This window comes from Ciceribacter sp. RN22, assembly GCF_024054295.1.
GTDB classification, from domain to species: domain Bacteria; phylum Pseudomonadota; class Alphaproteobacteria; order Rhizobiales; family Rhizobiaceae; genus Allorhizobium; species Allorhizobium lividum.
The window spans coordinates 1,723,191-1,737,988 of the sequence record NZ_JAMXLD010000001.1 but is presented as its reverse complement, the minus strand read 5'-3'; the positions used below and the strand labels follow the sequence as shown (position 1 = coordinate 1,737,988).

Here is a 14,798-nt window from a genome sequence, read left to right as displayed (position 1 = left end):
TATGGCAGAAGATCACCATCCGAAGACCAACCGCTATTTCTTCTTCGGCACCTTGGGAACCGAGGCTCGCTTCTTCGACGCAGCCGGAGCCTCTCCCGGCCCTTCGAGCTTCTCTGCCGTGGCCTTCGCCTTGCGCGCGGTCTTGGCTTCTCCGGCAAGCGCTTCGGCTTCCGCCTTTGGCTTCACGGGCGCGACATCCGGCACCGCCTCAAGATCGAGCACCTCGGCGCCGGTCTCATCCTTCTTGACGCCGACCTTGACGACACCGCCCTTCTTCAGCTTGCCGAAGAGGATCTCGTTGGCGAGCGGCTTCTTGATGTGCTCCTGGATGACGCGCGCCAGCGGACGGGCGCCCATCTTCTCGTCGTAGCCGCGGGTGGCAAGCCAGGCGATCGCTTCCGGCGCGAGGTCGAAAGTGACATTGCGTTCGGAGAGCTGCGCCTCGAGCTGCATCACGAACTTCTGCACCACCTGGTGGATGACCTCGGTCGGCAGCGGCGCGAACTGGATCGTCGCATCGAGACGATTGCGGAATTCCGGGGTAAAGAGGCGGTTGAGTGCTTCCTCTTCCTCGCCCGTCCGCTTCGATGAGCCGAAACCGATCGCCGCCTTCGCGCCCTCGGTCGCCCCGGCATTGGTCGTCATGATCAGGATGACGTTGCGGAAATCGATCTTCTTGCCGTTGTGGTCGGTCAGCGAACCGTGGTCCATCACCTGCAGCAGGATGTTGTAGATGTCCGGGTGCGCCTTCTCGATTTCGTCGAGCAGGACCACCGAGTGCGGATGCTGGTCGACGCCGTCGGTCAGCAGACCGCCCTGGTCGAAGCCGACATAGCCGGGAGGCGCCCCGAGAAGCCGCGAGACGGTGTGACGCTCCATGTATTCCGACATGTCGAAACGCAACAACTCGACGCCGAGCGAGGCGGCAAGCTGCTTTGCGACTTCCGTCTTGCCGACGCCTGTCGGCCCGGAGAAGACGTAGCAGCCGATCGGCTTGTTCGGTTCGCGCAGGCCGGCGCGGGCAAGCTTGATCGAGGTCGAAAGCGCCTCGATCGCCTTGTCCTGACCGTAGACCACCGAACGCAGTTCCTTCTCGAGATTGGCGAGCACCATCTCGTCGTCCTTGGAGACGGTCTTCGGCGGAATCCGCGCCATCGTCGCGATCGTCGCCTCGATCTCCCGCTCGGTGATCAGCTTGCGCCGCTTGGAGGCGGGCAGCAGCATCTGCGCGGCACCGGTCTCGTCGATCACATCGATCGCCTTGTCGGGCAGCTTGCGGTCCGAGATATAGCGCGCCGAAAGCTCGACGGCCGCCTTGATCGCCTCGTTCGTGTAGCGGAGCTTGTGGTAGTCCTCGAAATAGGGCTTCAGGCCCTTCATGATCTCGATCGCATCGTCGATCGAAGGCTCGTTGACGTCGATCTTCTGGAAGCGACGGACCAGCGCCCGGTCCTTCTCGAAGAACTGGCGGTATTCCTTGTAGGTGGTCGAGCCGATGCAGCGGATCGCACCCGAGGAAAGCGCCGGCTTCAGGAGGTTCGAGGCGTCCATTGCGCCGCCGGAGGTCGCGCCCGCACCGATAACGGTGTGGATTTCGTCGATGAAGAGCACCGCGCCCGGGTAATCCTCGAGTTCCTTGACGACCTGCTTCAGGCGCTCCTCGAAATCGCCGCGATAGCGGGTGCCGGCGAGCAGCGTCCCCATGTCGAGCGAGAAGATCGTCGCGTCCTTCAACGCTTCGGGTACCTGGCCCTCGACGATACGCTTGGCGAGTCCCTCGGCGATCGCCGTCTTGCCGACGCCGGGATCGCCGACATAGAGCGGGTTGTTCTTGGAACGACGGCAAAGCACCTGTATCGTGCGGTTGACCTCGTCGTTGCGGCCGATCAGAGGGTCGATACGCCCGGCACGCGCCTTTTCGTTGAGGTTGACGCAGTAGGCCTTGAGGGCTTCCTGCTTGCCCTTCGCTGCACCTTCCTCCTGGTCGCGCGCCTGCTTGGCTTCGGCTTCGCCCTCCTCGACACCGCGCGGCGGGCGCACCTGCGAAGCGCCCGGGCGCTTGCCGATGCCGTGGGAGATATAATTGACCGCATCGTAGCGGGTCATCTCCTGCTCCTGCAGGAAATAGGCCGCATGACTCTCGCGCTCGGCGAAGATCGCCACCAGCACGTTCGCGCCGGTCACCTCTTCGCGACCGGACGACTGGACGTGGATGACCGCACGCTGGATGACACGCTGGAACCCCGAGGTCGGCTTGGAATCCTCGTCGTATCCCGTCACCAGATTGGAAAGCTCGTTGTCCACGTAGTCGCTGACGGTCTTGCGCAGCACGTCGAGGTTGACGTTGCACGCCCCCATCACGGCTGCAGCGTCGGCGTCGTCGATCAGCGCGAGCAGAAGGTGTTCGAGCGTGGCATATTCGTGATGCCGCTCGTTCGCGTAGGTCAGTGCCTGGTGCAGCGCCTTTTCGAGGCTCGGAGAAAATGTTGGCACGTCAGATCCTCACTTCTTTTCCATCACACATTGCAGCGGGTGCTCGTGCTGCCGGGCGAAATCCATCACCTGGCTGACCTTGGTCTCGGCGACCTCGTAGGTGAAGACACCGCATTCCCCGACGCCATGATTGTGAACATGCAACATGATGCGCGTGGCCGCTTCCCTGTCCTTCTGGAAGAAGCGCTCCAGGATATGGATCACGAATTCCATCGGGGTGTAGTCGTCATTGAGCAGCAGCACGCGATACAGATTCGGCTTCTTGGTTTTCGGCTTCGTCCGCGTGATCACGGATGTGCCGCGACCGGCGTTGTCGCCGTCACTTTTCTGCTGCATGAAGACCGGCGTGGCGATCATGTTCTTCCATTCTCCAGTGGTTCGCCGGCCGGCTTGCGCCGCAGCGAACACTTAGCACATTAAGGTAGTTCGTAATTTGGTGATTTTAAGCCCCCCGCAAAGGAGTGCAAACAGATTTGCGTTATAACGGCCGCCGCCGTCGAGAAAAGCGGGGACAGGCCGTGAAAGGTAAACGCGCAAGGCCGGCTACGGGTCCCGTAGCCGGCCTTGATTTATTCAACGCGCGATGGCGCGACGGCTTCGTTTCAGGCTGCCGTTGCGGCCGGAACGCCGGCGGACTTCGATGCCTTCGCGACCGGGGCTTCGTAGGGCTTGTAGGCGCTCTTCGCCAGATCGGCATACATTTCCGTGAGCTTCGTCGCCTCGGAAACGAGGCCTTCGTAGGCCCCCTTCACGAAGTTCGTCTGCAGTTCGACCGCACCTTCGACGCTCTTCACGCCGGCCAGGCTTTCCATATGCGCAACCGCGTCCTGGAAGGACTTCTTCGAATATTCGGTAGCTTCCGTCGCGATGGCCTGAAAGCCCTTCGCGATCTCTGCGTAATTCTTCAGCATCGCGTCCATGGCTTCCTTGCCCTTCCTGTTCGCTTCATCGAAATTAAACATACGGCAGTGTCCCTTCTGCTTCATTTCGCTGCGAACGCACATAGCACATGCACAATTTTTGTCAATTGTTTTCCGCGATGCAATATCGCGCGCAGGTTGCATGCAGCGCCAAAAAGAAGGGCCGCCTGGAATACGGGCGACCCTGCATGCTGAAATGGCAAACATATATCAGAAAGCCTGCAACTAGAGGCTTAGAGATCGACGTCGAGGATGGCCATGGAGAAATTGTAGGAGAGATCGCCGTCCTCGTCGTCGCGGAAAACCACGCCGAGAAACTCGTCACCGAGATAGACTTCCGCGGAGTCGTCCTTGCGGGGACGAGCCTTGACGACGATGGCCGGGTTGAACATCCGCTTGAAATAGGCGTCGAGCTTCTTGATTTCGTCGGGCTTCACTACAGTTCTCCATGGGGCGATTCAAGTTCGGGCGCTTGTCGCACGGCCGCTCGGATGATGTAAAGACGCGGCTGCGGACAAATGAACGCCGGCCAGAGCCCCTCGCCGTCCTCCGGCCACCGTTGCCAATGCGGTCGTTTGCGGTCAAGCCTCCGAGGCGAGCATCTGGTCCATCGAGCGGGCCGGTTCGGCGCAGCCCGCCTCGCCCACCACGCGCGCCGGAACGCCGGCCACGGTCGAGCCCTTGGGAACCGGCTTCAAGACAACCGAACCCGCGGCCACGCGCGAGCAGCAACCGACCTCGATATTGCCGAGCACCTTCGCCCCCGCCCCGATCAGCACGCCGTCGCCGATCTTCGGGTGACGATCGCTCCCCTCCTTGCCGGTGCCGCCGAGGGTGACACCGTGCAGGATCGAGACATTGTCGCCGATCCGCGCCGTCTCCCCGACGACGAGGCCCGTGGCATGATCGAGAAAGATACCCTTGCCGATCCGCGCCGCCGGGTTGATGTCCGTCTGGAACACGCTGGAGGAGCGGCTCTGCAGATAGAGAGCGAAATCGCGCCGTCCACGGTTCCACAGCCAATGTGCGAGACGGTGGGTCTGGATTGCATGGAATCCCTTGAAATAGAGCACGGGCTCCATGAAGCGCGTGCAGGCGGGGTCGCGGTCGTAGACCGCCTGGATGTCGACGCGCATGATCTGGCCCCATTCCGGCCAGTCCCGCACCATCTCCTCGAAGGTCTGGCGCAGCAGGATCGCCTGCAGATCCGGATGGTCCAGCCGCTCGCAGATCCGGTAAATGACGCAGTCTTCGAGCGAACGATGGTTGAGGACCGTCGAATAGAGGAAGGCCGCGAGGAGCGGGTCGTGCTCGGCCGCCGCGCGCGCCTCGTGGCGAAGCGTATCCCAGATCGGATCCATCGACTTGATGTGTTCGCCATGGAGGACTTCAGTCTTTGCGGCCATCGCCGGTCTCCTCTGTTCCATCGAGATTACATTATATAGGCTATCTGCGACGCAAACCAGATGGGCAGAAACGATGAAGCAGATCCGTGATTTCGCTGCCGGAAGAATACGCGCCGAGAGCCATGACGGCGTCGGTCTCCTCGTCATCGACAATCCGGAACGAAAGAATGCCGTCACGGCGGCCATGTGGCGGTCGATCCCCCACGCCGTTCACTGGCTGTGCGGCGAGGCCGGCGCCCGCGCAATCGTTCTGTCGGGAGCGGGCGGACGGGATTTCAGCGCCGGCGCGGATATCTCGGAGTTCCCCGTCGTGCGGAAGGATACGGCGACCGCCAGGCTCTATGAAGCCGACAACAGCTCCGCCTTCGCCGCCATACGGGCGGCACGCGTACCCGTCATCGCGGCCATCCGCGGCATCTGCTACGGCGGCGGCTTCGGGCTCGCCGCGGCATGTGACCTCCGGATCGCGGACGATACGGCGGCCTTCGCAGTCCCCGCCGCCCGCCTCGGCCTTGCCTATCCGGCCGACGCCGTCCAGGACTTCGCGCGCTCGCTCGGCGACCAGATGGCCCGCAGGGCGCTCTACACCGGCGCGGCGATGCGCGCCGCCGAACTGCTCGCCTGCGGTTTCCTGCTCGACATCACCACACCCGATACGCTGGACGACAAGGTCCTGACGCTCGCCGAAACGATCGCCACCAACGCCCCGCTTTCGGTGCAGGCGTCGAAGCTCGCGCTGCGCGCCGCCGCGGAAAAGGACGACGACCTTCTGCGGGAGGCGGAGGTCACCGGCGCCTCGACCTTCGAAAGTGCCGACTATGCGGAGGGTCGGCGCGCCTTCGCGGAGAAGCGCAAACCCGTCTTCACCGGCGAGTAGCCGGCGCGGTGGTCACTGACGGCCAATCTCGCGATAGAAGTCGAGCACGGCCTTCTTGAAGACCTTGTCGCCGACGGCGAGCATGTGGTCGCGGTTCGGGATATCGACGGCCCTCGCGTCCGGCATCAGCGCCGCCAGTTTTTGAGGCGAGCCGGCAATGTCGTCCCGGGTGCCGACGGCGATCAGTGTCGGTACATCGACGCGAGCGATATCGGCGCGATCGACGAGCACGCGGGACTCCTGGATACAGGCGGCAAGCGCGATGCGGTCGCTGCGGGTCTGTTCGGCGAAGGCGCGGAACATCCGTCCCCGCTCATGGGTCACGTCGGAAAGCGACGGCGCCAGCAACGCGTCCGCAATCGGATCCCAGTCGCCGACGCCATCACAGAGACCGATGCCGAGCCCGCCGAAGACCAGCGAGCGCACGCGGTGGGGATGTTCGAGCGCCATGAAGGCGGAAATCCTCGCGCCCATCGAATAGCCCATGACGTCGGCGTCCGGCAGCCCGAGATGGGTGAGCAATGCGGCGGCATCCGCGGCCATCCGTGAGGGATGATAGGCCTCCGGCTCATGCGGACGATCGCTCGCGCCGTGGCCGCGATTGTCGATTGCGATGACGCGGTAGCCGGCCTCCCCCAACGTCTTCAGCCAGCCCGGATGAACCCAGTTCACCGTCGCCGTCGAGGCGAACCCGTGGATCAGCAGGATCGGCGGGCCGGACGGATCGCCGGCGTCGAAATAGGCGAGCTGCAATCCGTCGTGATAGAAGAGGGAGAATGCCGGCGCATTCAGATTCATCGCTTCGGTCCATGTCTTGTTCTGGGATTGACGGCGCGCACCTTAGTGAAACGCAGCCACGCATCAAAGGCGCATCGGTTTCTTTTCTGTGGGTTTGCGGCGTCTTTGTCTCTACACATTCGCGGCGAAGGAGGATAATGTCCGCCGCAAAGTGAAAAGGCATTCGGAGAGACATATGGCCGGGCACACCATTCCCCACTTCCAGAACGACGGCGGACACCGCGTGATCGAGATCGGCGTGAAGGAGTTCATGTGCACGGGCGCTTCCGCCCCCTTCGATCATCCGCACATCTTCATCGACATGGGCGACGACAACGAGAAGGTCTGCTCCTACTGCTCGACCCTCTATCGCTATAATCCGTCGCTGAAGGCCGAGCAGACCAACCCTGCCGGCTGCGTCTATCACGTCAAGGCGGCCTGACCGCCACCCGCATTTCACGATCGGCAAGGCCATGTCCACCAACGTCGTCGCCATCGTCGGAGCCGGGATGGCGGGGCTTACGGCTGCGCTGTCGCTGGCACGACACAGGATCCGCAGCGAGATCGTCGAACAGGCGCCCCAGCTCGGCGAAGTCGGTGCCGGCCTGCAGATTTCCCCCAATGCCTCGCGAATTCTCCGTGAGCTGGGGATCCTTGCCGACATAGAGCATCGCTGGTGCGAGCCGCAGGAAATCCGGCTGCAATCCGGCGTGACCCTCGGGGCGCTCGCCGCCGTTCCGGTTGGCGCCTTCGCGCGGGACCGCTGGGGCGCACCCTACGGTGTCCTGCACCGATCGACGCTCCAGCAGGCGCTGCTTTCGGCGGTCTTGCGCAATCCGCTCTGCAAGGTCCACCTCGGCTGTCGCATCGAAAAGCCCGGCGACACGGAGATCGCTCGTGCGATCGGGGAGCAGCCGGATCTCGTCATTGGCGCCGACGGCGTCTGGTCGAGAACCCGTGCCCGCATCCCGGGCGCGCCCAAGGCGCACTTCTCCGGCAACATCGCCTGGCGCTTCACGATGGCTGGCGACAATGCGCCGGGCTTCCTCGATCCCTCAAACGTCACCGCCTTCCTCGGCCCGAAAACCCACCTCGTCTGCTATCCCCTGAAGGAGATCGGCGGCTTCAACGTCGTGGCGATCGCCGCCGGCCTCGATCCCGGCGAAACCTGGTCGGCGGAAGGCAGCGAGCGGCAGGGCCGTATGCTTGCGGAACAGTTCTCGGCATGGCACCCGGAAATCCGCACGCTGCTTTCAAACCTGCGCGGCGCCACCTTCTGGCCGCTCTACCAGGCAGGCCCCGGGCGATGGCAAAATGGGCGCGACACCGCGCTCATCGGTGATGCCGCGCATGCGATGATGCCGTTTGCCGCGCAGGGTGCGGCGATGGCGATCGAAGACGCCTTCGAACTCGCCGGGCTTGTCGCAAATACACCCCTCCCAGAGGCGCTCGCGACCTACGAGCGCGTTCGTCAGGCGCGCGCCGCCCGGGTCGGCAAACGCGGCGCGTTCAACCGCTTCGCCTATCACGCGCGCGGCCCGATCCGCATCGCGCGCGACCTGGTGCTCGCGACACGCTCGCCGCAGAGCCTCGCCGCCGATCTCGACTGGCTCTACGGCTATCGCGCGAAGGGCTGATCTCAGACGGCTGCGGCAGCCCTGAACCCGCGTTCGAGGTCGGCGATGATGTCCTCGACGTTTTCCAGCCCGATCTGCAGCCGGATGACCGGTCCTTCGGTCGGCGCCTTGCGGATCTTGCGGTCGGTGAGGTCGACCATAACGGCGAGGCTCTCGTAGCCGCCCCAGGAATAGCCGAGCCCGAAGAGCGAAAGTTCATTGAGGAAGGCCCGCGCCTTCGGCTTGAAATTTTCCCGCTCATCCACCTTCAGCACGAAGGAGAAGATGCCGCTCGCGCCCTTGAAGTCCCGCTTCCAGATGTCGTGGCCGGGGAAACTCGGCAGGCCCGGGTGCAGGACCTTTGCGACATCGTCGCGCGCCTCGAGCCAGTTCGCGACCGAAAGCGCACTCTTGTTGTGGTGTTCCAGCCGCAGGTTCATCGTCCGCAGCCCGCGCAGGATCATGTAGGAATCATCCGGCGAACCGCAGATGCCGAGCGTGCCGTTTGCTTCCTTCAACTGCGGCCAGTGGGCGGCGTTGGCCGAGACCGTGCCCATCAGGATGTCGGAATGGCCGGACGGATACTTCGTCGCCGCGTGGATCGAGACGTCGACGCCGAAATCGAGTGGCTTGAAATAGATCGGGGTCGCCCAGGTGTTGTCCATCGTAACGACGCACCCGTGCCTGTGCGCCGCTTCGGCGATCGTCCGGATATCCTGCATCTCGAAGGTGTTGGAGCCCGGCGCCTCGGTGTGGACGAGCTTTGTGTTCGGGCGGATCAGCGCTTCGATTCCGGACCCGATCTCCGGATCGTAGTATTCGACGGTGACGCCAAGGCGGGTCAACATAGTGTCGCAGAAGTGGCGGCAGGGTCCATAGACCGAATCGACGATCAGAGCGTGGTCGCCGGCCGACAGGAAAGCGAGGAATGGAACCGTGATCGCGGCAAGCCCGCTCGGGACGAGGATGGTGCCGGCCGATCCCTCGAATTCGTCGATCGCCTCGCAAAGCGCGTCCGTCGTCGGCGTGCCCCGCGTGCCGTAGGTATACTTCTGCGTCCGCGTTTCCATCGTCTCCACATTCGGAAACAGAACGGTCGAGGCGTGGACCACGGGCGGGTTGACGAAGCCATAATAGCTCATCGGATCATTGCCGACGTGACACAGGCGCGTGTCCGTACCGGCGGCCGCCAGCATCTCTTTTCTGTCTCTCATGAGAACCAAGCCTTTCCTCGGGAATATGACGAGCGGATTTGTCGTATCCCGGACGAAGGACGTCAAGGCACGTTGCGCCCTCCCCGGCAGGTGTTTCGATGGTGGTTATGCGGCGAATCGGTGCTTTTTTAGCCAATTTCCGATTTTTTCCGCCATTTCCTGCCTGATTTTGATGCGAATTAGGCATTTTTCCAATTTTCTGCCCCATTTCGCGGACCGCAGTCTTGACCGTGGTTCATTTTAAGACTGTGATAGCGCGGCTCGCACCGGGAGGTCAGCGGGCCGGCGGAGGCATGAAATCGTTCGAGCGAACGTGACCGTCGGGTATTTTCAAGAACAATAGACAAAGGTTGGGAAAAATGAACAAGAAGCTTCTGTCAGTCGCTCTCGGCGCTGCAGTCGTCGGTTTTGGTGCACCGGCTGCATTCGCCGGAACGCTCGACGACGTGAAGGCGAAGGGTTTCGTGCAGTGCGGTGTCAACGGCTCCAATCTCGCCGGCTTCGGCGCCCAGGACTCCTCGGGCAACTGGGCCGGTCTTGATGTCGACGTATGCCGTGCCGTCGCCGCTGCCGTTTTCGGCGACGCGACCAAGGTCAAGTACACCCCCCTCTCCGCGAAGGACCGTTTCCCGGCCCTGCAGTCGGGTGAAATCGACATGCTGGCCCGCAACACGACCTGGACCGCCAGCCGTGACTCGCAGCTCGGCTTCGACTTCCGCGCCGTCAACTACTACGACGGCCAGGGCTTCATGGTTCCGAAGGGCCTCAACGTGAAGTCCGCACTCGAGCTGTCGGGCGCCGCCGTCTGCGTTCAGTCCGGCACGACGACCGAACTCAACCTCGCCGACTACTTCAAGGCCAACGGCCTCGAGTACAAGCCGGTCGTGTTCGAGAAGCAGGAAGAAGTCGACGCCGCCTACCAGTCCGGCCGTTGCGACGTCTACACGACCGACCAGTCCGGCCTCTACTCGATCCGCCTGTCGCTCGCGAACCCCGACGACCACATGGTCCTGCCCGAAATCATCTCCAAGGAACCCCTCGGTCCGGCCGTTCGCCAGAACGACTCCAAGTGGTTCGACGTCGTGACCTGGGCACACTACGCCATGGTTTCGGCTGAAGAGTTCGGCATCACCTCCGCCAACGTAGACGAAATGCTGAAGTCCGAAAACCCGGACATCAAGCGCTTCCTCGGCGAAGAAAAGGACCAGACGATCGGCAAGGACCTCGGCCTGGATGAGAAGTGGGCCTACAACATCGTCAAGCAGGTCGGTAACTACGGCGAATCCTTCGAGCGCAATGTCGGCGCCGGAAGCCCGCTGAAGATCGAGCGCGGCCTCAATGCCCTGTGGACCAAGGGCGGTCTGCAGTACGCTCCGCCGATCCGCTAAGCGGTCGCAACCAGCATACCGGAAAGGCGCCACGGCGCCTTTCCGATCGACAGAATGAAAAAAGGCAGCTACGAAAAATGATGGCTGCGAACAGGGGATAATGCATGGCAGTGGTCGCCTCGGGCCGGGACGGCAATAGCCGTTCGGTGCACTCTTTGCTGTACAATCCAGCTTTCCGTCAGTTCGTCTATCAGGCACTGACCCTCGTCTTCATCGTCTGGCTGTTCTGGTTCGCCGGAACCAATGCCGCCCAGAACCTCGCTCGCGCCAACATGACGGCCGGGTTCGAGTTTCTGAGAAACCGGGCGGGCTTCGACATCGCCCAGACGCCGATCGCCTATTCGAGCGACAATACGTATCTGCAGGCGCTCGCAGTCGGCCTCGTCAATACCTTGATCATCGCCGTTTGCGGGATCATCACGGCCAGCATCATCGGGCTGATCGTCGGCATCGGCCGACTTTCGCACAACTGGCTGATCTCGCGGCTCGCAACGGTCTATGTCGAGGTGTTCCGCAACATCCCGCCGCTGCTCGTCATCTTCTTCTGGTACAAGGGCGTTCTCTCGCTGCTGCCGGACGTCCGTTCGTCGTTGGCACTGCCTCTGTCGGTCTTCGTCAGCAACCGCGGCATCTACATGCCGGCGCCAGTCTTCGGTGAGGGCATGTCCCTGGTCGCCGCCGCCTTCGTCGCGGGCGTCGTCGCAGCCATCCTCTATGCGCGTTGGGCGACGAAGAAACAGCTCGCCACCGGCAAGCGCCCGCCCGTCCTCTGGATCAATATCGCGCTGATCATCGGCCTGCCGCTTGTCGCCTTCGCGATCATCGGCGCACCGGTCACCTTCGACATTCCGGAGCTCGGCAAGTTCAACATGCGGGGCGGCACAGCCATCGGTCCGGAGTTCCTGTCGCTCTACATGGCGCTGTCGTTCTACACAGCCGCCTTCATCGCCGAGATCGTCCGTGCGGGCATCCGGGGCGTGCCGAAAGGTCAAACAGAGGCGGCGAGCGCGCTCGGCCTGCGCAGAGGCCCGACGACGCGTCTTGTGGTCCTGCCGCAGGCGCTGCGGATCATCATTCCGCCGCTTACCTCGCAGTACCTCAACCTGACGAAGAACTCTTCGCTCGCCGTCGCCATCGGTTACGCCGATCTGGTCGCGGTCGGCGGAACGATCCTCAATCAGTCGGGCCATTCCATCGAGATCATCGCGATCTGGATGCTGATCTACGTGTCGATCAGCCTCGCGACCTCTCTCTTCATGAACTGGTTCAACGCCAAGATGGCCCTGGTGGAGCGCTGACATGAGCGAAAACAACGTCTCCTATCTCCGCCAGGAGTTCCTGGCGCCCCAGCCCGCTCCGCTCAGCGACCGCTCGGCGTTCGGCTGGGCCCGCAAGAACCTGTTTGCAACCCCGCTCGACGCGGTCACGACGGTCGTCTTCGGTGCGATCATCCTCTGGTTCGCCTCATCGGCGTTCGACTGGCTGTTCGTCTCGGCCGTCTGGACGGGCGAAGACCGTGCTGTCTGCGCCACCACCGTTCAGGGCGGTATCCAGCCGGAAGGCTGGAGCGGCGCATGCTGGGCCTATGTCGGTGACTGGTTCACCCAGTTCATGGTGGGTTCCTATCCGCGCGACCAGCTCTGGCGTCCGATCCTGATCGCCATTCTCTTCGTCGGCCTGCTCGTCCCGATGCTCGTTCCGTCTGCACCGCGCAAGGGGCTCAACGCGCTACTGCTCCTCGCCGCCCTGCCGATCCTCGCCTATGTGCTATTGCTCGGCGGCTGGTTCGGCCTCTCGCACGTCGAGACGAGCCAGTGGGGCGGGCTGATGGTGACACTGATCCTCTCCTTCGTGGGGATCGTGGTCTCACTGCCGTTCGGCATCGTGCTCGCGCTCGGCCGCCGCTCCGACATGCCGATCGTGCGCTCCGCCTCCATCGGGTTCATCGAGCTCGTCCGCGGCGTGCCGCTGATCACCGTGCTCTTCATGGCGAGCGTGCTGCTGCCGCTCTTCCTGACGCCCGGCAACAACATCGACAAGTTCGTGCGCGCTCTGGTCGGCGTCTCGATCTTCGCCTCCGCCTACATGGCGGAAGTCATCCGCGGCGGTCTGCAGGCCATTCCGAAGGGTCAGTACGAAGGCGCCGACTCTCTCGGCCTCACCTACTGGCAGAAGATGATCCTGATCATCATGCCGCAGGCGATCAAGCTCGTCATTCCTGGCATCGTCAACACCTTCATCGGCATGTTCAAGGACACCTCGCTCGTGTCGATCATCAACATGTACGACCTGCTCGGCATCGTGAAGGCGAGCTTCGGCGATGCCAGCTGGCTGACCCCGGTGACCCCGCTCACCGGCCTTATCTTCGCCGGCTTCGTATTCTGGTTGTTCTGCTTCGGGATGTCGCGCTACTCGGCTTTCGTCGAGCGCCGCCTGGACAGAGGCCACAAGAGATAAATGAGAGGAACAAACATGGCCCAGCAAGCCGTTCAACCCGGAATTTCGCAGACGGAAGTCGCCGTCGAAATCGTCAACATGAACAAGTGGTACGGGGATTTCCACGTGCTGCGCGACGTCAACCTCAAGGTCATGAAGGGCGAGCGCATCGTCATCGCCGGTCCCTCCGGATCGGGCAAGTCGACCATGATCCGTTGCATCAACCGGCTCGAGGAGCATCAGGCCGGGCAGATCATCGTCGACGGTATCGAGCTTACCAACGACCTCAAGAAGATCGACGAGGTCCGCCGCGAAGTCGGCATGGTGTTCCAGCACTTCAACCTCTTCCCGCACCTGACGATCCTCGAGAACTGCACACTTGCGCCCATCTGGGTCCGCAAGATGCCGAAGAAGGAAGCGGAAGAGGTCGCCATGCACTTCCTGACGCGCGTGAAGATCCCGGAACAGGCGAACAAGTATCCGGGCCAGCTTTCCGGCGGCCAGCAGCAGCGTGTGGCGATCGCGCGCGCGCTCTGCATGAAGCCGAAGATCATGCTCTTCGACGAGCCGACCTCGGCACTCGACCCGGAAATGGTCAAGGAAGTGCTCGACACCATGGTCGGCCTCGCCGAAGAGGGCATGACCATGCTCTGCGTGACGCATGAAATGGGCTTTGCCCGTCAGGTCGCCAACCGCGTGATCTTCATGGACCAGGGCCAGATCGTCGAGCAGAACTCGCCGGCCGAGTTCTTCGACAATCCGCAGCATGAGCGTACCAAGCTGTTCCTGAGCCAGATCCTGCACTGAGAGGCAGACTCAGCGCCTGAACGAAAACCCGCCCGGCTCGCGTCGCGGCGGGTTTCTCTTTGCTTCCTGCCATTCCCGAGTGCCGCCTACGGGCACCAGCCCTTGCGTTCCCCCGTCCGCGGCTGCGCCAGCCCCTCGTTCAGAAGGATCGTACCGAGCGAACGCCCGTTGCGCAGCACCACCTTGAATTCACTGCCTGAAGCCGCAACCGGCATGCCCGGCGCGACGAGATCGAAGGTTCCGGCGTTGAGCAACTCCTTGAGACGGACCTTGGCGGCAAAGCCCTTGTCCCGTTCGGCCTGACACTTCGCCCTCTCGGTCTGCGGCGCGACGGCATCGGCAAGCACGATCCTCGTCCTGCGATGCCAGAAGGTGTCGCCGCTCGCCACGCAGTTGTCGAGCCCGGATGTACCGCAATAGTAGAAGGTTCCGGCAAATCCCCTGCCCTCCATGCCACCCTCTGCCGGCCGCTGCTGGGGTACGGTCTGCGGCGAAGCAGCCCCGACGGGCGCGGGTGGGATCAGTGCCGCTGTCGTTGTTCGGCCCGGTTCGGATTTCGGCTTCGGTGACGCGCCGACAGGCGCTGGTGGAACGGGTCTTGCGGACGACGGCTTGCTCGCGGGCTTTCTGTCCTCGCTTTTGCCAGCGCCGCCGCTCTTCGGCTGCACCAGAGCGGCAATCCTCGGCCAGCTCCCGCGCCACTGATCACGACTATCGTAAACGGCGATGGCGCCGGCAACGACGATCAGCGCGCCAGCCCATGGCCAGAGGCTGCCGGACGAACGCGAGCTGGACGACTTGCGGCGCTTGCGCGGCGCGCGCTTGGGTGACGACGAAGGAGAACGGGCCATGCGAATACCTCAC

The 14,798-nt window shown here is 63.0% G+C and carries 15 protein-coding genes; 7 read left to right on the top strand and 8 right to left on the bottom strand.

What is annotated here, in order from left to right; genetic code table 11:
• Window positions 1–33: 33 nt before the first annotated feature.
• The 5 genes from clpA to cysE all read right to left on the bottom strand — a co-directional run bounded on the left by clpA (window position 34) and on the right by cysE (window position 4,819).
• On the bottom strand, window positions 34–2,493 hold the full coding sequence (gene clpA, locus NHF53_RS08630; RefSeq protein WP_252833839.1) for an ATP-dependent Clp protease ATP-binding subunit ClpA: 2,460 nt from the start codon (window positions 2,491–2,493) through the stop codon (window positions 34–36).
• 9 nt (window positions 2,494–2,502) lie between these two features.
• Window positions 2,503–2,850 (bottom strand): ATP-dependent Clp protease adapter ClpS, encoded by a 348-nt coding sequence (gene clpS, locus NHF53_RS08625; RefSeq protein WP_114363134.1) that lies wholly within the window; start codon window positions 2,848–2,850, stop codon window positions 2,503–2,505.
• A gap of 245 nt (window positions 2,851–3,095) precedes the next feature.
• Entirely contained in the window at window positions 3,096–3,455 is a 360-nt protein-coding gene (locus tag NHF53_RS08620; RefSeq protein WP_252833838.1) for a phasin family protein, read from the bottom strand.
• A 191-nt stretch (window positions 3,456–3,646) separates the two neighbouring features.
• Window positions 3,647–3,850 (bottom strand): DUF3126 family protein, encoded by a 204-nt coding sequence (locus NHF53_RS08615; RefSeq protein ID WP_112689780.1) that lies wholly within the window; start codon window positions 3,848–3,850, stop codon window positions 3,647–3,649.
• Window positions 3,851–3,994: 144 nt separating this feature from the next.
• Window positions 3,995–4,819 carry a serine O-acetyltransferase gene (gene cysE, locus NHF53_RS08610; RefSeq protein ID WP_252833837.1) on the bottom strand — a complete coding sequence of 275 codons (825 nt, stop codon included), beginning with the start codon at window positions 4,817–4,819 and terminating at the stop codon, window positions 3,995–3,997.
• 73 nt (window positions 4,820–4,892) lie between these two features.
• Between cysE and NHF53_RS08605 the strand changes: the two genes are divergently transcribed.
• On the top strand, window positions 4,893–5,696 hold the full coding sequence (locus NHF53_RS08605; RefSeq protein WP_252833836.1) for an enoyl-CoA hydratase-related protein: 804 nt from the start codon (window positions 4,893–4,895) through the stop codon (window positions 5,694–5,696).
• A gap of 12 nt (window positions 5,697–5,708) precedes the next feature.
• Here the strand turns inward: NHF53_RS08605 and NHF53_RS08600 are convergent, their stop codons facing one another.
• Window positions 5,709–6,494 (bottom strand): alpha/beta fold hydrolase, encoded by a 786-nt coding sequence (locus tag NHF53_RS08600; RefSeq protein WP_252833835.1) that lies wholly within the window; start codon window positions 6,492–6,494, stop codon window positions 5,709–5,711.
• A 175-nt stretch (window positions 6,495–6,669) separates the two neighbouring features.
• Here NHF53_RS08600 and NHF53_RS08595 point away from each other — a divergent pair, with 175 nt between their 5' ends.
• Window positions 6,670–6,915, top strand: coding sequence for a zinc-finger domain-containing protein (locus NHF53_RS08595; protein ID WP_114363131.1), 246 nt, complete (start codon window positions 6,670–6,672; stop codon window positions 6,913–6,915).
• A 31-nt stretch (window positions 6,916–6,946) separates the two neighbouring features.
• Window positions 6,947–8,110 (top strand): FAD-dependent monooxygenase, encoded by a 1,164-nt coding sequence (locus NHF53_RS08590; protein ID WP_252833834.1) that lies wholly within the window; start codon window positions 6,947–6,949, stop codon window positions 8,108–8,110.
• A gap of 2 nt (window positions 8,111–8,112) precedes the next feature.
• Here the strand turns inward: NHF53_RS08590 and NHF53_RS08585 are convergent, their stop codons facing one another.
• Window positions 8,113–9,303 carry a cystathionine beta-lyase gene (locus tag NHF53_RS08585; protein WP_252833833.1) on the bottom strand — a complete coding sequence of 397 codons (1,191 nt, stop codon included), beginning with the start codon at window positions 9,301–9,303 and terminating at the stop codon, window positions 8,113–8,115.
• Between the two features lie 359 nt (window positions 9,304–9,662).
• On the opposite strand from NHF53_RS08585, the gene NHF53_RS08580 reads away from it, so the two are divergent.
• The 4 genes from NHF53_RS08580 (at window position 9,663) to NHF53_RS08565 (ending at window position 13,934) form a co-directional block, all read left to right on the top strand.
• A complete protein-coding gene (locus tag NHF53_RS08580) occupies window positions 9,663–10,691 on the top strand; it encodes an amino acid ABC transporter substrate-binding protein (protein ID WP_114363128.1) in 1,029 nt (342 codons plus the stop codon).
• A 104-nt stretch (window positions 10,692–10,795) separates the two neighbouring features.
• Entirely contained in the window at window positions 10,796–11,989 is a 1,194-nt protein-coding gene (locus NHF53_RS08575) for an amino acid ABC transporter permease (RefSeq protein WP_252833832.1), read from the top strand.
• A gap of 1 nt (window position 11,990) precedes the next feature.
• Window positions 11,991–13,148, top strand: coding sequence for an amino acid ABC transporter permease (locus NHF53_RS08570; RefSeq protein WP_252833831.1), 1,158 nt, complete (start codon window positions 11,991–11,993; stop codon window positions 13,146–13,148).
• Between the two features lie 15 nt (window positions 13,149–13,163).
• Entirely contained in the window at window positions 13,164–13,934 is a 771-nt protein-coding gene (locus tag NHF53_RS08565; RefSeq protein WP_112689790.1) for an amino acid ABC transporter ATP-binding protein, read from the top strand.
• 86 nt (window positions 13,935–14,020) lie between these two features.
• Here NHF53_RS08565 and NHF53_RS08560 read toward each other — a convergent pair whose 3' ends face one another.
• Entirely contained in the window at window positions 14,021–14,785 is a 765-nt protein-coding gene (locus NHF53_RS08560) for a nuclease (protein ID WP_252833830.1), read from the bottom strand.
• Window positions 14,786–14,798 lie beyond the last annotated feature (13 nt).